The following is a 16,144-nucleotide window of genomic DNA, read 5'->3' on the forward strand; positions in this document are numbered from 1 at the left end:
CCGGCAACAGCAGCGTCGTCCAGCACGCTGATCGAGCGGCCACTTAAGAGAGATCGAAGTGCTGTTCGAAGGGCGATTGTGGGACATCCCGCCGTCTCGTTGCAACGCCGACCCCCACTATTTCGACCGCACGGTCGATCACGTGACCGGCACGACATTGTCGTCACTGTTGCGGTCGATGTACTTGTTGTACGGATCGACGCCTGCGAACGCCGGCTTGCGGGTGGAGAGTACGCGGATCTGCTGCGTGCCGGACCGGACCGGCCGGCGCTCCATCCACACCACATCCTTCGCCGCGAATGCGCCGAGACCCGGGCGGGCATCGAACAGGCCAACCTCGATCTCGTCGGACAGCGGCACGCGGCGTTCCTTGCCGGTCCCGTCGGCATAGGCCTTGTCGGCGGTGACCGTCACCGCCGTTTCCCAGCGTCCGTCCGGGAGCCGGCGGCTGGTCGCCGCGGTCGATTTCAGGTCGTAGAGCGTGATCCGTGACAGCAGGTCGAGAATCAGCTCGCGCTCTGCCGGCGTTCGGGTGAGCGAGAGATAGCCGTTCACCAGGTCGGTGGAGCGCGCATAGGGGGCCCCCTTGAACCGGTAGCGGGCGAGCAGCCGCGCGAGCATCGCGTTCACGCGCTCTTCGCCCAGCCGGTCCTGGAGCAGGTACAGCACGACCGAGCTCTTTCGGTAATGGATGTACTGCTGGTTCTCGACCCGGTCGAGCGGCAGCTCCTCGATCCGCTCGCTCCCGCGCGAGCGCAGGTAGTTGTCGAGCTCGTACTTGAGGAAGCGGCGGATCTTGTCCTCGCCGTAGCGGTGCTTCATCACCATTAGCGCACCGTACTGGGCCATGGATTCGACCAGCATGGTCCCGCCCTGCATGTCCGCGCTGATCAGCTGGTGCGCCCAGTACTGGTGCGCAAGCTCGTGTGCGGTGACGTAGCTGACATAGTCGATCGCGTCTGGATCGCTGGTGTCGGCGATGAAGCCGATCGCCTCCGAATAGGGGATCGTGCCGGCGAACGCCTGCGCGAAGCTGGCGTAGCCCGGAAACTCGATGATCCGCGCATAGTCGAACTGGTAGGGACCGAACGCCTGGGTAAAGTAGGCGAGCGACGTCTTCATCGCGCCCAGCATCCGATCGACGTTGTAGCCGTGCTTCGGATCGTAGAACACCGACAGGCGCACGCCGGGCGCGTCGACGCTCTTCTCCGCATAGGCCGCCGACTGGACCGAGAAGAAGGCGAGGATCGGCGCGCTCGACCTGAAGTGCGCCGTGCGGCGGCCGTTGGCCGTTCGGTCCGACAGCTTGCGGCCGGGCGCGATCGGAGTCTGGGCGGCATCGGTTGTCACCGTGATGTCGGACATGACCCAGGGGGCGTTGCCGACGTAGTTGCGCCGCTGCGCCGACGTGTCCTCCAGCTTGGCCATCCGCAGCTCGGCCGGCAGGCCGTACTTGCGGCGCTTGATTCGGTCGGTCAGCAGCGCCGATCGGTCCATCCCGATCTGCGGGGCAATGTTGGCGTTGTTGAGGAAGCTGCCGTTGGCGACGACGGAGGTGTCGTCCCCGTTTGCGCGCAGGCCCTGCTGGTGGCGCGTGGTGGCAAAGGTCAGTGTGCCGACCGCGCCGGGGGCGAGCGGCCGTTCGAAGCGGTAGATGCGGTACTTCATGTCCGCATCGTCCATCGCGACGCGCGCGCCCGGGACCGTGATCGCGTCGATGCGGGTGAGCGGGTCGGTCAGGCGGACGTGGAGGTCGGAGAGCGGCGCGCCGGTGTCGTTGACGAAGCGGTAGGCGCCCCGAGTCTCCGCACGGCGCTCTGCCGGGAACAGCGCGACGTTCATCCGGATGTCGGTGATCGAGGGCTGGAGCACGCGCTCGTACTTCAGATACTTTCGCTCGAACCGGGCGAGCTGCGCTTCACGGTCTTCGCTGGTGCGATAGTCATTCAGCACGTTCATGTTCCAGAACAGCCAGCCACCGGTCGCGCCTGCGACGACGAGGGCAGCCGCGAGGATCGCACCCGGCATGCCCGCCAGCCGGCGCGGCAGTCGGCGCAGCCGCGGCACCAGCCGCGTCTCCGTACCGCGCCGCCAGAGCAGGTGCGCAAGCACCGCGAGCGCGACCGCGATCGCACCCCAGTAGAGCCGCAGCCACCAGCCGAGCGCCTCGCCGATCTGCGCACCGTTCATGTCGGAGAAGCGCTGCGATCCAGTCGCGCCATAATTATACAGCGGGTGTTCGAACCCCATGTTGGTGAGCGTGATGGTGGCGACCAGGTAGATCACCATGATCCCCCAGCCGACGTACTTGTTGGGGCTGAGCGCCTGAACGAACACCGCCAGGATGGCGAGGATCGCCATGTCGACGCCGGACGGCAGCAGGTACCAGGCGAGGTACTGGCCGAGCTCCACCGCACCATGGCCGCGCGCGAGCTGAATGATGATCGCGGTGAGCACCGCAACCGACAGGGTCGCGAACAGGACGCCGGTGACCGCCAGCGCCTTGGGCAGCATGTACGCCCAGTTCGGCAGCGCGGTCGCATCGACGATCTCGTGCATGCGCCGTTCGCGGTCGCGCCAGACGAGCTCGCCCGAATAGTAGATCGCGATGATGATCGGGATCAGCCCGAACGTGCCCTGGAGCGTCTGGATCAGCGCAAAGGTGAGCGGGCGCGCGGGCGTGCCATAGATCTCGTTCGCGAACAGCAGCCCGCCGACCGTGTTGAACAGGCCGACCACCAGCAGGACGATGAACGCCGGGCTCTTGAACACCAGCCGCATCTCGAACCGGCAGCGCGCGGAGAAACGCGCCCAGGCGGCGGCACCCTGGCGCGGATCGGGCAGGCGATCGACAACGAGCGGCGGCGTCGCGGCGAGCTTAGCCTCCGCCTTCGCCTGCTTGCGCAAACGTCGCTTTGAGGCGCCGCGCTCTGAGAAGGTGAAGCGAGCGTAAGCGAGTAAGAGGGCAAGAAGGCTGACGCCCACCCAGATCGCGCGATTGGCGAGCAGCGCGCCGGTGATCGCGGGCACGGTCGTGTTCGACTCGCTCGCGGTCCAGTAGCGGGTGACGTTGGTGACGGAAGCGATCCCGAACGGTTCGAGATAGCCGGCCAACTCGCGCAACTCCGGCTTAGACCGCATAATCGTGTTGAGCACGATGTACGCGACCAGGAAGACGACGACGCCGAGATAGCTATACATCATCGACCGCGTCATCGTCGCGACCGCGAAGAAGATGCACGCCGTCAGGAACAGATTGGGCAGCGACAGGACAGTGTAGGCGTAGGCGAGGGCGCCCCAGTTGGTCGGCCCGAGTGTCTCCGCGTCGATCCACGGCATCGCCGACCCGACCAGGATCGCGAGCGGCACCGCGAGAAACGCGATCGCGGAGGCGAGAAACGCGCCCAGGAACCGCGCGAGGAGATAGTCGAACTTGGTCACCCGGGTAGAGCGGACCATCGGCCCGAACCCGCTCTCATCGTCCCGGACGATCACGTTTGCGACGAAAGCCGTCGTGACAAACATGAAGAAGATCGACAGGATCAGGTGCGTCTGGATGATTGCGACGGGCGAGTTCTTGTGGATGTTGCCGCCGCTGCCGATCTGGATCTGCTCCACCGTCACTGACCCGAAGGTCAGCAGGAAGAACAGGATCGCGACGACCCAGAACACCGGGTTGCGCAGCTGGTAGCGAAGCTCGAAGCCCGCGATCTTGCCGAACATGGGCGTCCCCCTCAGGCGGCGTGAGCGGCGGGGGCGCGGCGCGAGTGGGCGAGGGTGGAGAAGTAGACATCCTCCAGCCCGCCCTCGACGGCGGCGAAGCGGTCGCCGGGATCGCCGTCCGACAGGATGTGGACGATGGTCCGGCCGGCGAACAGCCGGGTCGAGATCACCTCGTAGCGGGCGCGGTACGCGTCCAGCGCGTCGCGGTCGATCGTCCGCGCCCACACCGTTCCGCGCGCCCGCGCGATCAGGTCGAGCGGCGCGCCCTCCAGCTGGATGCGCCCGCCCGCCAGCACCGCCATGCGCGGGCAGAGGTCGGCGACATCCTCGACGATGTGGGTCGACAGGATGATGACGACGTTCTCGCCGATCTCCGCCAGCAGGTTGAGGAAGCGGTTGCGCTCCTCCGGGTCGAGCCCGGCGGTCGGTTCGTCGACGATGATGAGGTCGGGGTTGCCGATCAGCGCCTGAGCGATCCCGAAGCGCTGACGCATGCCGCCGGAAAAGCCGGCGATCGCCTTTCTGCGGACGGTCCACAGGTTGACCTGATTGAGCAGCGTCTCAACCGTCTCCTTGCGCTCGCGCGCCGAGGCGACGCCCTTCAGCACGGCCATGTGATCGAGCATGTCGTAGGCGGACACACGCGGGTAGACGCCGAAATCCTGGGGCAGGTAGCCGAGCCGCGCGCGGAGCGCCTCCGGCTGGGCGATCACGTCGACGTCGCCGAACCGGATGCTGCCCGACGTCGGGGTTTGCAGCGTGGCGACGGTCCGCATCAGCGTAGACTTGCCCGCGCCGTTCGGGCCGAGCAGGCCGAACATGCCCTTCGGCACGCTGAGGCTCACACTGTCGAGCGCGCGGGTGCCATTGCCGTAGACATGCGTGACCGAGGTCAGTTCCAGCACCGGTGATTCTCCCCCATGAGTATCACCAGTGTAATACACCTTGGCCGGTTGGAAAGCAGATTCAGGCAACCCTGGACCTCTCGAGCACAGCTTCAGCGCGCGTGCTCAGCCCGCTGAACGGATGGCAGCTTCCGGATTGATCAGACGAACATGGCTGACTGCAACCGGGCCTTGGCAGCCGGTTCGCTCAGGACCAGCGACGCCATCTCGAAGTCGCCGGTACCCATATGATATGTTCCGCTGTCCAGACCGGGCGCGTCACTCATTTCTCTGGTCAGTAGCCGTAACGCCTGCACATGGCGTCGAAACGTCGATAGTCGGCTAGGCCGGTGCCAGCGTCACCGCGTCGGCGCATCTGACGGCACGACGCCTGCAACCGCGCGCGTGTCGCCGGATTTATCGCAGGAGCGCCGAATGGACGGCCGCCTTTTGCGCGTCGAGCCTCGGCCTGCGTAACGGCGTCCATCGAGAGCGTGCCCGTAAGCTGGCCCATGTCGAGCGCACCGGTCGTCTGCGCCTGCACCGGCGTGGCGGCGACCACTACCGCAAGCATCACCAATCTCACCAAAACAACTCCTGACAGTTGGGAACTCAAACGCGGCACCTCTGGTATGTGCCGACAAGAGCACACCCGTCCGTGATCGCTGCCATCATGATCCGGAAAACGCAGCGGTAGGCCCCGACAACGCGATCTCCACCGCGCGGCAGATGTTGGCGGCCGATTTGGCGAGCGTGCCGTCGTAGTCGAACAGCGCGAGGCGCGTCACCGGCAGCGGCCCCGGGCGGTGTCGCGGTAGCGGACGGTGACGGGGCCGTAGAAGAAACTGCCGCCGACCGGGTGCAGGTCACCGTTCGACAGGCACGGTGCGCTGATGACGAGCGTCGCGGGATCGATCCACGCCAGTCCCTCATCCTCGCCTCGCCGGGGAAAGTTGGGCACGAGCACGTGCCGAGTGTGGAAGGTGGCGGCGATGTCGCGCACCGGAATCTCGCCAATATCGGGAAAGCCCTCCACCTTGCTGCGCCGGACGGGAACGGCACGGTCGGCGGGACTGAGCGTCAGCACGGTCTTGCCCGGCACGTCGCACAGCTCCGGACACCACAGCCGCGCGACGATGCGCCGGCTGGGGGACGCCGCCACGTCGATCAGCCAGGCATGATCCTCCTTCTGGTCGCCGCAGCCGGCGAGCAGCAGCACGGCGGCGAGCGCCGCGACCCTCACCGCCACGCGCGCATCATCGCCGCGATCGCGGTGCGCCCGGCGGCGGCGCTGCCGTCGGCGGCGCGGAGGCGGGCAGCGGCTGGCTTGTTCTGGTTGACCTTGACGGTGCCGCGCCACGCCTGGACGCGGAGTCGAAAGCCGACGATCGCGTCGAGCATCCGCTCCCACCGGTTCGCGTCCATCTTGTCGGGCGTCCAGCTCTCACCCGGCAGCCGATCCTCGTGGACGGACGTCAGCAACCGCACCTGCGCCGCCAGCGCGTCGCGGTCCATGCGGCTGACCTGCCCCTCCAGCTCCGCCGCGACGTAGTTCCAGGTAGGTACCTCGTCCGGCCCGAGTCCGTACCAGCTGGGTGATACATATCCGTCAGGACCGTTGACGACGAACAACCCCGTGGCGTCGTCCAGGTGGCGCGTGATCGCGTTGCCGCGCGCGACGTGCAGGGTCAGTGTCTCGTCATTCTCCCACACCACGGGCAGGTGGACGACGCGCGGGCCATCGGGCGTGCCCGCGAACAGGGTGCCGAAACTGACGTCCGCGACGAAGCGGCGGATGGCGTCGCGATCGTCCCAGTGGAAGCGACGGTCGGGATGCATCGCCGGCTACCGCTTGGGCGCGCGGGGCGTCGCGGGTCCCCGCGGCCGCGCCGGCGCGCGGGGCTTGGCGGCCGTCGCAGGCGACTTCGCCGCGCTCGTGCGGGGCTTGGCAGCGGGCCCCCGTGGCTTGGCGGCGGGCCTGGGCTTCGCATCCTCGCTGCCACGGGCGCGGCGCTCACCCTTGCGGTCCTTGCGGACCGTCTTGGCATGCGCCTTGGCCTTGGCCTTCTCCTCGGCGCGGGTGGGGGCGGGGCCCTCGTCAGAGAGGGGCCGGTCGCCACGCGCGAGATCGAAGCCGAGCAGGGCCATGCTCTCGGCGAAGTGCTGCGGCAGCTCCGCGGTCACGTCGACCCGCCCGCCGTCCGGCGCATCGATGCGGATGCGCCGCGCGTGGAGGTGCATCTTGCGGCTGACCCCGCCGGTCAGGAACGCGTCCGCGCCGCCGTACTTGCCATCGCCGACGATCGGGTGGCCGATCGCCGCCATGTGGACGCGCAGCTGATGGGTGCGCCCCGTGAGCGGCTGGAGCTCGACCCAGGCGGCGCGGTTGCCGGCACGCTCCAGCACACGGTAGCGGGAGCGCGAGGGCTGACCCTCATGCTCGCTGACGTGCATCTTCTCGCCGCCGGTGCCCGGTTGCTTGGCGATCGGCAGGTCGATCAGCCCGTCTTCGATGTCGGGGACGCCCGCGACCAGCGCCCAGTAGACCTTTCGTGCGGTGCGGCCGGAGAAGCTCTTGGCGAAGAAGGCGGCGGCGCGAGCCGAGCGCGCGATCAGCAGCGCGCCGCTGGTATCCTTGTCGAGCCGATGGACGAGCTTGGGCCGCCCCTCCGCGTCGAACTGCAGCGCGTCGAGGAGGCCATCGACGTGCTCGATGGTCTTGGTCCCGCCCTGGGTGGCGAGGCCCGGCGGCTTGTTGATGACGATGGCGTGCGGATCGCGGTGGATCACGATCTCCTGCGCGAACGCCGCCTGCTCCGCGCTGACCGGCGGACGCTCGCGCTTCGGGCGCGCGCTCGCGGCCGGTTTCGGCTCGTCGGGGGGCACGCGGAGCTGCTGACCGGCGCGCAGGCGATCGCCCGGCGCCGCGCGCGCGCCGTCGACGCGGAGCTGCCCGGTGCGCGCCCAGCGCGACACGGTGTTGAAGCTGACATCGGGCAAGTGGCGCCTGAACCAGCGGTCGAGGCGAATGTCGTCGTCGTCCGCATCGACGGTGAACTGGCGCACGTCGCTCATGCGAGCCCCCGAGTGAGCGCGAGCCCGGCGGCCAGCGCCGCGATTGCGCCGATCACCGAGGCGGCGACGTAGCCGAGCGCAGTGGCGAGCGCCCCACGTTCGATCATCTGCACGACGTCCAGGCTGAATGCGGAAAAGGTCGTGAAGCCGCCGAGCACCCCGACGCCGAGCAGCAGGCGCACGCCCTCACCACCGCCGGCGCGGGCGAGTGTGCCGACCAGCAGCCCCATCAGCAGCCCGCCGGCCAGGTTCACCGTCAGTGTGCCCCACGGATAGCCGGGGCCGAGCGCCTGCAGCGTCCAGCGTCCGACCAGATGCCGCGCGCCCGCCCCCGCGGCCCCACCGGTCATCACGAGAAGAAGGTTGCCCATGACCGCCGCGGTAGCGCGGATGCGCAGGTGTGGGAAGCGGTGGGCCGGTGCGACCCAACCTCACATCCTGTCCGCCGCCGCCTGTGTCACTGCCGCCCGGCGCCCTGCCGGGCAGCGAGATTGCAAGCACCTGCACCGCCTTGACCCGCTTGCTGCGCCATTCGCGGAGTAACGGTTGCAAGAATTATCCAGTGCGTCGAGCCGGTTAGCGGCGGTACTGTGAGGAGGGAACCTGATGTTTTCCGGTTTGGCTTTCGGCTCGACGCTGCTGCTGGCAGTCGCCACGATGACGCAGGATTATGGAAGCATGGCGTCCGACAGCCTTTCCTCGGCTGGTTCCTTCGCCGGCACCGTCGGCGTCAACGCTAACCTGAAGACCCAGCCACGCAGCAAGCAGTCGGCGCGGAACGTCGACGCCGAAGCTCGCGCCGGCTGTGCGAACAAGGGTCGCGCTGCTGCCAGGCTTGGTGCCGAGCATCCCAAAGTGCGCCGCTTGTACGCGCTCTGCGCTCAGGCCGGACTATAACAATAGTCTACTCGGACAGACGGCGCATGCCAGCGGGCATCACTCTGCCGGGTTGGCGACCTTCGACCCTGGTTCTTCGGCCAGCGAGAAGCTCGGCCAACCGCGCGATGGCAGGTGACCGAGCAGGCGGGCGCGGACCGCGGCGTACAGTCGCGCCGGAAGCATCGCGCGTGTGAGGAGGGTGGCGGCGTAGCGAAGCGGCAGCGCGCCGACCGAAACAGCCCGGACGATCGTGCCGATGCCCGCGAGCGGCCGATCCCGCAGGAGAGGCACACCGAGGTTTCGCGCCTCGTAGGCCAGCAGCGACTTGGGCGAGAGCACGTCGCGCGCACCCGCCATGAAGGCGTAGCCGCGCTCGAGCGAGTGGTCGTTGCTCAATCGGCCGGGGCGAGCGTCGTCATTGTAGATCGACAGCGGCGAGTCGATCATCAGATACTCCGCGCCAGCGTTGCAGGCGTCGATCGCGAAGAGGTGGTCCTCGCCGAGCGGCAGTTCGCGAAAGCCGACAGCGCCGGCGATCGCCCGTGAAACCAGGAAGGAGCTGGTCTGGCAGAAGCCGGCATGGACGAAGATGTATTCGTCCATGCGCTCGCCCGACCGCTTGGGGCGGTGTGGGCAGAGAATGAAACGATCCGGTGTAAGGTTGACGATCGACCGGGTCACGCAGAACACAAGATCCGGATCAGACCGCGTCAGCACGGCTGCGACCTGCCGTTCCAGCTTGGTCGGATGCCAGCCATCATCGGCGTCGAGGAACGCGACGAATCGGGCACGCGCCGCCGCGATCCCGGAGTTCCGCGCCGCGCTGGCGCCGGCATTGGCGGCGTGGCGGATCAGCCGGATGCGCGGGTCGCTGCCCGCCCGGGCGAGCGCGCCCGCGACATCGTCGCGGGAGGCGTCGTCGACGACGATCAGCTCCCAGTCGCGATAGGTCTGCGCCATCACTGCCGCGATAGCGTCGGGCAGCGTCCGAGTGCTGTTGTACACGGGAATGATGACGCTGACGACCGGAGGGGTAAGGCCAACAGGGATAGCCGGGGCTGAAGCTGGATCGGCTGCCTGCACCTACGCCTCGCTCCCGTGCGGACAACCGCCCAGCTTGCTGCGCGACGGGTAACGGGCCGTCGTTCCAAAGAGAACTTTGATCTTGCGGGGTCGCGAGCGCAAGCGGGCGCATGGCCGTTACCGTACCAATCCGGTCCGATAAGGATCGAAAAATCATTGCACTCCAAGCAGCTAAGCGCCGGAGTCAGCGTCCGTTGTTTGCCAGCAGCGTGACGTCGGCCGTGTCGTCGTCGCGCGCGCTTGCGACCAGCAGGAAGGCGCCGCCGTCGCGTGTGCGGGTGCCACGGAGAATGTGTCGGGTGCCGTCGCTCTGGTGTTCGACGCGGTAACCTGCCGCCGTGCTGCGCGCGTAGGCGGCGTCGATCACGCGGGCGAGCGGCCGGAGCGCGACATAGCTGACCGCGCGGGTGCTGCAGACCGGGCCGGCGGCGCCCGCCGCCTCGATCACGCGTGCGTCCGCGGGCAGGGGCAGGTCGGCCGGCAGGCGCACCGCCCAGCGCGCCGTGTAGCGCCACTGCGCGACGCAGGCCGACAGCGCCGGATCGCGCTGTTCGGCCGCGAGCGCAGCGAGGGTAAGCGCCTGGGTCGCGGCGCGGCAGTCGGTGCAGGGTGAGGGCGCCGGTGCGGCGGCAGCGGGCTCGCCCGCCTCGATGCGGCCGAGCGCCACTGCCGGCAGCGGTGCGCCATAGGGCTGGCCGGGCGGGCGGACGCTGTTGGCGTTGGCGCGCGTGCTCAATTGCGGATCGGTCATCAGCGGATCGCCGAGCACGCTCATCAGCAGCGGATCACCGCTGTCGCGCCTGCCGGCCGCGGCCAGATCCTCGTCCAGCGGATCGACTGCCGCCGTCTGCGGCGCATCGGCCGAGCAGGCGGTCAGCAGCAGGAGGACCGGGAGGGCGCGTCGGAACATCCGGCGGCTATGCCGCGCCGCGGTTAAGGACGGGTGAGCAGCCGTCTTATCTTGCCATGACACCGCCGCGGACCCATATTCGGCGTCATGCTGAACGTCCTCTCGGTCCTGATCGGCCTGTCGTCGCTGGTGTTCATCCTGCCCGGCGTGTTCCCGCTGCTCGGCGCGCTGAACTGGCTCGCGGTCCCCATCACGCTGGTGGGGCTGGTGCTCGGCATGGTGTCGAGCCGCAACACCGGGCGGAACCTCAACCTGGTGCTGCTGGTGGTCGCGATCCTGCGGCTGTCGCTCGGCGGCGGGATCCTGTGAGCTAGACGGCGCCCCGGACCTGTTCCGGGCGCCATGCGGCAGCGAGCGTCGCGCCGATGGCGTAGTGCGCAGCGAACCGATGAGTGGACCCCGGCCAAAGGCCGGGGTCGCGAGGGCGGCCAGTGAGCCGCCCCCTTATCACATGCCGATGATGCCGCCGTCGGTGCGGGTGATCACCACCGTCGCCGAGCGCGGGCGGGAGCCCGTCGCCGCACCCGTCTGGCTCGCGGGCCAGTTGCTGGTGATGTTCGACGGGTCGCCGTTCTCACCGGGGTGCTGAATGTTGACGAACAGCGTGCGGCCGTCCGGCGTCGTGTCGATGCCGGTGATCTCGCACTCGCGCGGGCCGACCAGGAAGCGCTTGAGCGCGGTGCCCAGCAGCTTGCCCATCGGGGTCGCCTGAGTGGTGGTCGCGCCCGCCGCCGTCCGGTTGGTCACCGTCCGGACGCTGCCGTCGCCGGTCTGACCCGGCAGCGCAACGAGCATCTGGTTGTTGGTGACGTCGGTGAAGGCGCCGTCGTCCGTCTGGATCCAAAGCAGCGGTGTGATCTGGCCGCTGGGGTTGGTGGTGCGGCCGAACCACAGGCCGTCCGGGCTGGAGAAGTCGTTGTCGGCGGTCAGACCCGAGATGTTGATGTTGGCCGCATCTAGATCCGACCCCGCGCCGAACGCGAAATTGTCCCAGCGGAACGCCAGCGCCTCCGTGGTGTCCCCGGTTTCGCGCAGGCGCAGGATGTGGCCGTTGCGGTTGCTGACCGAGGTCGAGGGCGGATCGAGGTAGGCGCGCGGGTTGGCGGCGTCGGTGTTAGCGGGGGTGCGCGTCGAGTTGTTGGTGAGCGTCAGGTACATCTCGCCGGTGACCGGGTTCACCGCGGTCCACTCGGGGCGATCCATGCGGGTCGCGCCAACAACATCCGCCGCGAGCCGCGCGTGGGTCAGCACGTCCGCCTGGTCGGCGAAGGGGTAGACCGTGCTGGTCGAGGTGATCCCGTTCTGACCGAACACCAGCGGCACCCAGGTGCCGGAGCCGTCGGCGTTGAACTTCGCGACGTAGAGCGTGCCGGCGTCGAGATACTTGTCGCCGATCGCCAGACGATCGGTTGCCGCCGCGTCCGCCTCAACCCAGGCGGTGTTCGACACGAACTTGTAGAGGTACTCGTTGACCGCGTCGTCGCCCATGTACCAGGCGGGGCGGCGGCCGGCGACGAACACGCCCGGCCACGCGCCCTCGTGGTTCATGCGCCCGAGCGCAGTGCGCTTGCGGGGCGCGCGGGTCGGGTCATAGGGATCGAACTCGACCACCCAGCCGTACTGGTTGGGCTCGTTGCGATAGTCGGCGGTGGCATCCGCACCGGTCGCCTGCGCGTCCCACTTGCGAAACACGGTGTTGGCGGGGTTCGACGGCGTGACCGTCGACCAGCCGTAGCTGCCTGTGCCGCTGCTGACGCCGTAGCGGGTGAGCGCGGTGACTTCCTTCGCCGTGCGGCGCGGGTTGTCGGTCGCCGTCGGGCGGCGGAAGTAACCGGCCCAGTTCTCTTCGCAGGTCAGCATCGTGCCCCACGGCGTATAGCCGTTGGCGCAGTTGTTGATGGTGCCGCGGCCGTCGGTGCCGGCGGGCGAGTAGGCGGTGCGGACAAAGGCCGTGCCGCGCACCGGACCGTTGATGACCGTCGGCGTGTTGGGCGTAATGCGGCGGTTAAGCGTGCTCGCCTGGTTGTAGGTCCAGGCGCCGGTCGCGCTCGCGCGGCTGACCTCAACGACGGAAACGCCGTGCGCCTCGATCTCCTTCAGCGCCTCACCTTCCGGCCGCGTGCCGGAGGTCGGGCCGGTCGGGTGGAGATAGGCCTGGGTGATGTTCTCGTGGTTCATGACCAGCAGGCCGCGGGTGCTGCTGTTCGGGTCACGCGCGGTGCCGGTCGCGGCCAGCCCGAAGTAATGCATGCCGTCGTGGTGGTCGCCGGCGCGGTTGGCGAAGTCGGTGTCGGTGCCGTCGTTGCGGTACGCCGGAGTCGCGGCCGTCAGCGGATCGCCCAGCCGGTAGAGCACGGTGGCGGTGTAGCCGGCTGGCACCGTCACGACGTCGTTGCGGTTCTTGGGAACGGCCGTGAAGCTGAGTGTCGCGGGATTGAGCGTGACGCTGGTTTCGGTCGTCGCGGTCTGGCCGCGGCTGTCGGTCGCAGAGAAGCGGAGCACCGCGGTGCTCGACGTGGCGACGGCCGGCGCGATGAAGCTGGTGGTGGTGCCGCTGGTGTTGAGCGTCAGCGTCGGCCCGCTCACCTGCGTGAACGCGCTGGAGCTGATCGCGCCCGCATCGTCGTTGGCCCGGCCGGTGATCGTCACGACGTTGCCCGCCGTCGTCGCCGCCGCGGTCGCGACGCTCACGTCGGGCGGCGTGTCGGACACGCTGTTGTCGTCGCAGGCGGCGAGCAGCCCGCCGCCGAACACCGCGATCGCCGCGGCCGACGCGCCGCCGCGCAGCGTCTCGCGACGCGAGTAGCGCTGCTCGATCATGTCGTTGAGCAGCGGATTGGACGTGCGGTTGGTATCGACGTCGCCGTCGGAATAGCCGTAATCAATCAGGTCGGTCATGGTGCATCCCCCCACAGGAGCTGGTGAGCGCCCGCGGAGTCGCGAGGCGGCGTCGGGGGCTGCAGTGGGGGACACCTCTTACGCGCGCGTGGCAGCGGCGTTGCAGGGCGATTACACCAACGTGACAGACACGTGACAACAGGGGTGGCGCACCACCCCTGTTCACGAAAACTTACAACGCGATGATGCCGCCATCGTTCCGGGTGACGACGATGGTCGCGGATCGCGGCCGGGCACCGGGGGCGGCGCCCGCCTGGTTGGCGGGCCAGTTGCTGCTGGGCGCGGCCGCCGTCCCGTTCTCACCCGGGTGCTGTATGTTGACGAACAGCGTGCGGCCGTCCGGCGTCGTTTCCGCGCCGGTCACCGCCGCCTCGTTCGGGGCGACCAGGAACCGCTTCAGCCGCGCGGCCGTAACGGCGGCACCGATCCGCGTCGCCTGGCTGGTGCCGTTCGCGTTGGTGATCGTGCGGGTGTTCGCGGTTGTCGCGGCATCGCCCAGCGCGCCGGATAGACCGGCGAGCAGCTGATTGTTGGTGACGTCGCGGAAGGCCGTGTCATCGGTCTGGACGAACAGCACGGCCGCCCCCAGCCCGGCAGGGTTTGAGGGACGCGCGAAGCGCAGCGATTCCGCGCCGGAGAAATCGTTGTCGGCGGTCAGCGCGGACACGTTGACGTTGGTCGCGTCGAGATCCGCCCCGCTGCCGAACAGGTAGATGTCCCAGCTGAAGGTCGTCGCTTCCGGCAGCGATCCGGTGTCGCGCAGGCGCAGGATGTGGCCGTTGCGGTTGCCGACCGCCGCAGCGGGGGGATCGGTGTAGATGCGCGGGTTGGGCGCGTTGGGGGCGGTGCGGCTGTTGCTGCCGACGAGCGCAACGTGAAGGTCGCCGGTCGCAGGTGACACCTGCATGCCGGCCGGCCGATCCATTGGCGTCGCCGCCAGTATGTCGCCCGCGATCCGCGCGTTGGTCAGCACGTCTGCCTGGTCGGCGAACGAGTAGGTCGCGTTGGCGGCATCGAGCCCGTTCGTCCCGAAGGTCAGCGGCACCCAGGTGCCGGTGCCGTCGGCGGCGAAGCGCGCGACATAGAGCGTGCCGGTGTCCAGATACTTGTCGCCGGCGGCCATCCGGTCACCGCCGGCCGCGTCGGCGGACGCCCAGGCGGTCTGCGACACGAACTTGTAGAGGTACTCGTTCTCGCCGCCGTCGCTCATGTAGATCGCCGGGCGGACGCCCGCGGTGAAGATCGACGGGGCGATACCGGAGTGCGCCAGTCGCCCGAGCGCCGTGCGCTTCCGCACGGTGGCGGCGGGGTTGTACGGATCGACCTCCACCACCCAGCCGAACTGGTTCGGTTCGTTGCGGAAGTCGGCGGTGGCGGCGCCGGCGGTCGCCTGCGCGTCCCAGCGGCGGTACAGCGTGTCGTCGCCGGCCACCGTCGCCCAGCCGTACAGCCCTTCGTCGGCGGTCACGCCGTAGCGGGCGAGCGCGCGCTGCTCCTTGGCCGAGCGGCGCGCATTGTCGCTCGCCGGGCGCCGGAAATAGCGCGCCCAGCGCTCCTCCCCCGACAGCGCGGTGCCGTAGGGGGTCTGGGCGAGCGCGGCATTGCCGATCGTGCCGCGCCCGGCGGTGCCGGCGGGCGAGAAGGCGGTCTGGAGCAGCGCGTTGCCGCTGACCGGGCCGCGCAGCACCATCGCGGTCGAGGGCGTCACGCGGCGATTGAGCGGGCTCGCCTGAACGCGGCCCCAGCCGGTCGTCGCGGCCGCGACCTCCACCACGCTGACGCCGTGCGCCTCCGTCTCCTTTACCACCTCGGCGAGCGGGCGGCTGCCGCCCGGCGCGGTCGGGCCGGCGGGATGGAGGTAGGCGGGGGTGATCCCCTCATGGTTCATCGCCAGCGTGCCGCGCGTGCTGTTCGACACGTCCACGCCCGCATCGGACGGCGTCAGGCCGAAGTAGGCGAAGTTGGCGCCGTGATCGCCGATCCGTGCGGCGAAGCCCGTGTCGCTGCCATTGTTGGCGTAGGCCGGGGTCGCCGCGGTCAGCGGATCACCGGTCGCGGCGAGCACTGCGACCGAGTAGCCCGCGGGCACGGTCACCAGGTCGTTGCGGTTCTTGGCGACGGCCGTGAAGTTGAGCGCAGCGGTGTTCACCGTGACGTTGACGTCGGCGGACGCGGTCGCCCCGGCATTGTCCGTGGCGGTGAAGCGGAACACCAGTGTGTTGCTGCTGCCGACCGCCGGCGCGACGAAGCTGGTGGTGAGCCCGGTGGTGGCGGAGAGCTGCGCAGCGGCGCCGCTCACCTGGACCCAGCTGGTTGATGCGACCGAGCCGTCGTCGGTCGCCGTTGCGGTGAGGGTGACGCGTGTGCCGGCGGTCACCGTGCCCGGCGCGGCGGTTGCGGTCACGGTCGGCGGCGGATTGCCCGTGTCGGTATCGTCGTCACTTCCGCTGCAGGCCGCCAGCAGCGATCCGCCGACGAGCAGCGTGGCGGCGGTCGCCGATCCGCGCAGCGCGTCGCGGCGCGAGTAGCGCTGGGCGATCAGGTCGGCAATACCGGGAACTGCGCCGGGAACGGGGGAGTCGGTCATGTCGGTCCTCGAAGGTGCAAGCGTCACAGGGCTGCGCGGCCACGCCGTCCCTAGCGCACGCGACCGGCTTTGCCACCCCCGGGCACGTGGCGGACGATTGGGGCC

13 protein-coding genes are annotated in these 16,144 nt (G+C 69.1%); 2 read left to right on the forward strand and 11 right to left on the reverse strand.

Annotated features, from left to right (window positions below; genetic code table 11):
- Positions 1–138: 138 nt before the first annotated feature.
- The 7 genes from CRO12_RS08110 to crcB all read right to left on the reverse strand — a co-directional run bounded on the left by CRO12_RS08110 (position 139) and on the right by crcB (position 8,053).
- A complete protein-coding gene (locus tag CRO12_RS08110; RefSeq protein WP_097063565.1) occupies positions 139–3,723 on the reverse strand; it encodes an ABC transporter permease/M1 family aminopeptidase in 3,585 nt (1,194 codons plus the stop codon).
- 11 nt (positions 3,724–3,734) lie between these two features.
- On the reverse strand, positions 3,735–4,628 hold the full coding sequence (locus CRO12_RS08115) for an ABC transporter ATP-binding protein (protein WP_097063566.1): 894 nt from the start codon (positions 4,626–4,628) through the stop codon (positions 3,735–3,737).
- A gap of 274 nt (positions 4,629–4,902) precedes the next feature.
- Positions 4,903–5,193 (reverse strand): hypothetical protein, encoded by a 291-nt coding sequence (locus tag CRO12_RS17710; protein ID WP_144033568.1) that lies wholly within the window; start codon positions 5,191–5,193, stop codon positions 4,903–4,905.
- Positions 5,194–5,391: 198 nt separating this feature from the next.
- Positions 5,392–5,856 carry a hypothetical protein gene (locus CRO12_RS08120; protein WP_097063567.1) on the reverse strand — a complete coding sequence of 155 codons (465 nt, stop codon included), beginning with the start codon at positions 5,854–5,856 and terminating at the stop codon, positions 5,392–5,394.
- On the reverse strand, positions 5,847–6,446 hold the full coding sequence (locus CRO12_RS08125; RefSeq protein WP_097063568.1) for an FMN-binding negative transcriptional regulator: 600 nt from the start codon (positions 6,444–6,446) through the stop codon (positions 5,847–5,849). The genes CRO12_RS08120 and CRO12_RS08125 overlap by 10 nt, the downstream gene beginning before the upstream one ends.
- 6 nt (positions 6,447–6,452) lie before the next feature.
- On the reverse strand, positions 6,453–7,682 hold the full coding sequence (locus CRO12_RS08130; RefSeq protein ID WP_097063569.1) for an RluA family pseudouridine synthase: 1,230 nt from the start codon (positions 7,680–7,682) through the stop codon (positions 6,453–6,455).
- Positions 7,679–8,053, reverse strand: a complete 375-nt coding sequence (gene crcB, locus CRO12_RS08135) for a fluoride efflux transporter CrcB (protein WP_097063570.1) — start codon at positions 8,051–8,053, stop codon at positions 7,679–7,681. Before crcB ends, CRO12_RS08130 begins: the two co-directional genes overlap by 4 nt.
- Before the next feature lie 235 nt (positions 8,054–8,288).
- On the opposite strand from crcB, the gene CRO12_RS08140 reads away from it, so the two are divergent.
- A complete protein-coding gene (locus CRO12_RS08140) occupies positions 8,289–8,579 on the forward strand; it encodes a hypothetical protein (protein ID WP_097063571.1) in 291 nt (96 codons plus the stop codon).
- A 39-nt stretch (positions 8,580–8,618) separates the two neighbouring features.
- On the opposite strand, the gene CRO12_RS08145 is transcribed toward CRO12_RS08140, so the two are convergent.
- The gene (locus CRO12_RS08145) at positions 8,619–9,644 is read right to left on the reverse strand and encodes a glycosyltransferase family 2 protein (protein WP_097063572.1); all 1,026 of its coding nucleotides are present in this window, start codon (positions 9,642–9,644) and stop codon (positions 8,619–8,621) included.
- 184 nt (positions 9,645–9,828) lie between these two features.
- On the reverse strand, positions 9,829–10,554 hold the full coding sequence (locus tag CRO12_RS08150) for a hypothetical protein (protein WP_097063573.1): 726 nt from the start codon (positions 10,552–10,554) through the stop codon (positions 9,829–9,831).
- An 87-nt stretch (positions 10,555–10,641) separates the two neighbouring features.
- On the opposite strand from CRO12_RS08150, the gene CRO12_RS08155 reads away from it, so the two are divergent.
- Positions 10,642–10,863: a hypothetical protein gene (locus CRO12_RS08155; protein ID WP_097063574.1), complete on the forward strand. Its 222-nt coding sequence runs from the start codon at positions 10,642–10,644 to the stop codon at positions 10,861–10,863.
- Between the two features lie 138 nt (positions 10,864–11,001).
- Here CRO12_RS08155 and CRO12_RS08160 read toward each other — a convergent pair whose 3' ends face one another.
- Both CRO12_RS08160 and CRO12_RS08165 read right to left on the reverse strand, forming a co-directional pair.
- Positions 11,002–13,452, reverse strand: a complete 2,451-nt coding sequence (locus CRO12_RS08160) for a PhoX family protein (RefSeq protein ID WP_097063575.1) — start codon at positions 13,450–13,452, stop codon at positions 11,002–11,004.
- A gap of 172 nt (positions 13,453–13,624) precedes the next feature.
- Positions 13,625–16,039 (reverse strand): alkaline phosphatase PhoX, encoded by a 2,415-nt coding sequence (locus tag CRO12_RS08165; protein WP_097063576.1) that lies wholly within the window; start codon positions 16,037–16,039, stop codon positions 13,625–13,627.
- Between the last annotated feature and the right edge of the window lie 105 nt (positions 16,040–16,144).

This window comes from Sphingomonas guangdongensis, from assembly GCF_900199185.1.
GTDB lineage: Bacteria > Pseudomonadota > Alphaproteobacteria > Sphingomonadales > Sphingomonadaceae > Sphingomonas > Sphingomonas guangdongensis.

Excerpts from the sequence above, each read along its gene's own strand:
- CRO12_RS08110 (WP_097063565.1), bottom strand. The coding sequence starts at position 3,723 with ATGTTCGGCAAGATCGCGGGCTTCGAGCTTCGCTACCAGCTGCGCAAC.
- CRO12_RS08125 (WP_097063568.1), bottom strand. The coding sequence starts at position 6,446 with ATGCATCCCGACCGTCGCTTCCACTGGGACGATCGCGACGCCATCCGC.
- CRO12_RS08130 (WP_097063569.1), bottom strand. The coding sequence starts at position 7,682 with ATGAGCGACGTGCGCCAGTTCACCGTCGATGCGGACGACGACGACATT.
- crcB (WP_097063570.1), bottom strand. The coding sequence starts at position 8,053 with ATGGGCAACCTTCTTCTCGTGATGACCGGTGGGGCCGCGGGGGCGGGC.
- CRO12_RS08140 (WP_097063571.1), top strand. The coding sequence starts at position 8,289 with ATGTTTTCCGGTTTGGCTTTCGGCTCGACGCTGCTGCTGGCAGTCGCC.
- CRO12_RS08150 (WP_097063573.1), bottom strand. The coding sequence starts at position 10,554 with ATGTTCCGACGCGCCCTCCCGGTCCTCCTGCTGCTGACCGCCTGCTCG.
- CRO12_RS08155 (WP_097063574.1), top strand. The coding sequence starts at position 10,642 with ATGCTGAACGTCCTCTCGGTCCTGATCGGCCTGTCGTCGCTGGTGTTC.
- CRO12_RS08160 (WP_097063575.1), bottom strand. The coding sequence starts at position 13,452 with ATGACCGACCTGATTGATTACGGCTATTCCGACGGCGACGTCGATACC.
- CRO12_RS08165 (WP_097063576.1), bottom strand. The coding sequence starts at position 16,039 with ATGACCGACTCCCCCGTTCCCGGCGCAGTTCCCGGTATTGCCGACCTG.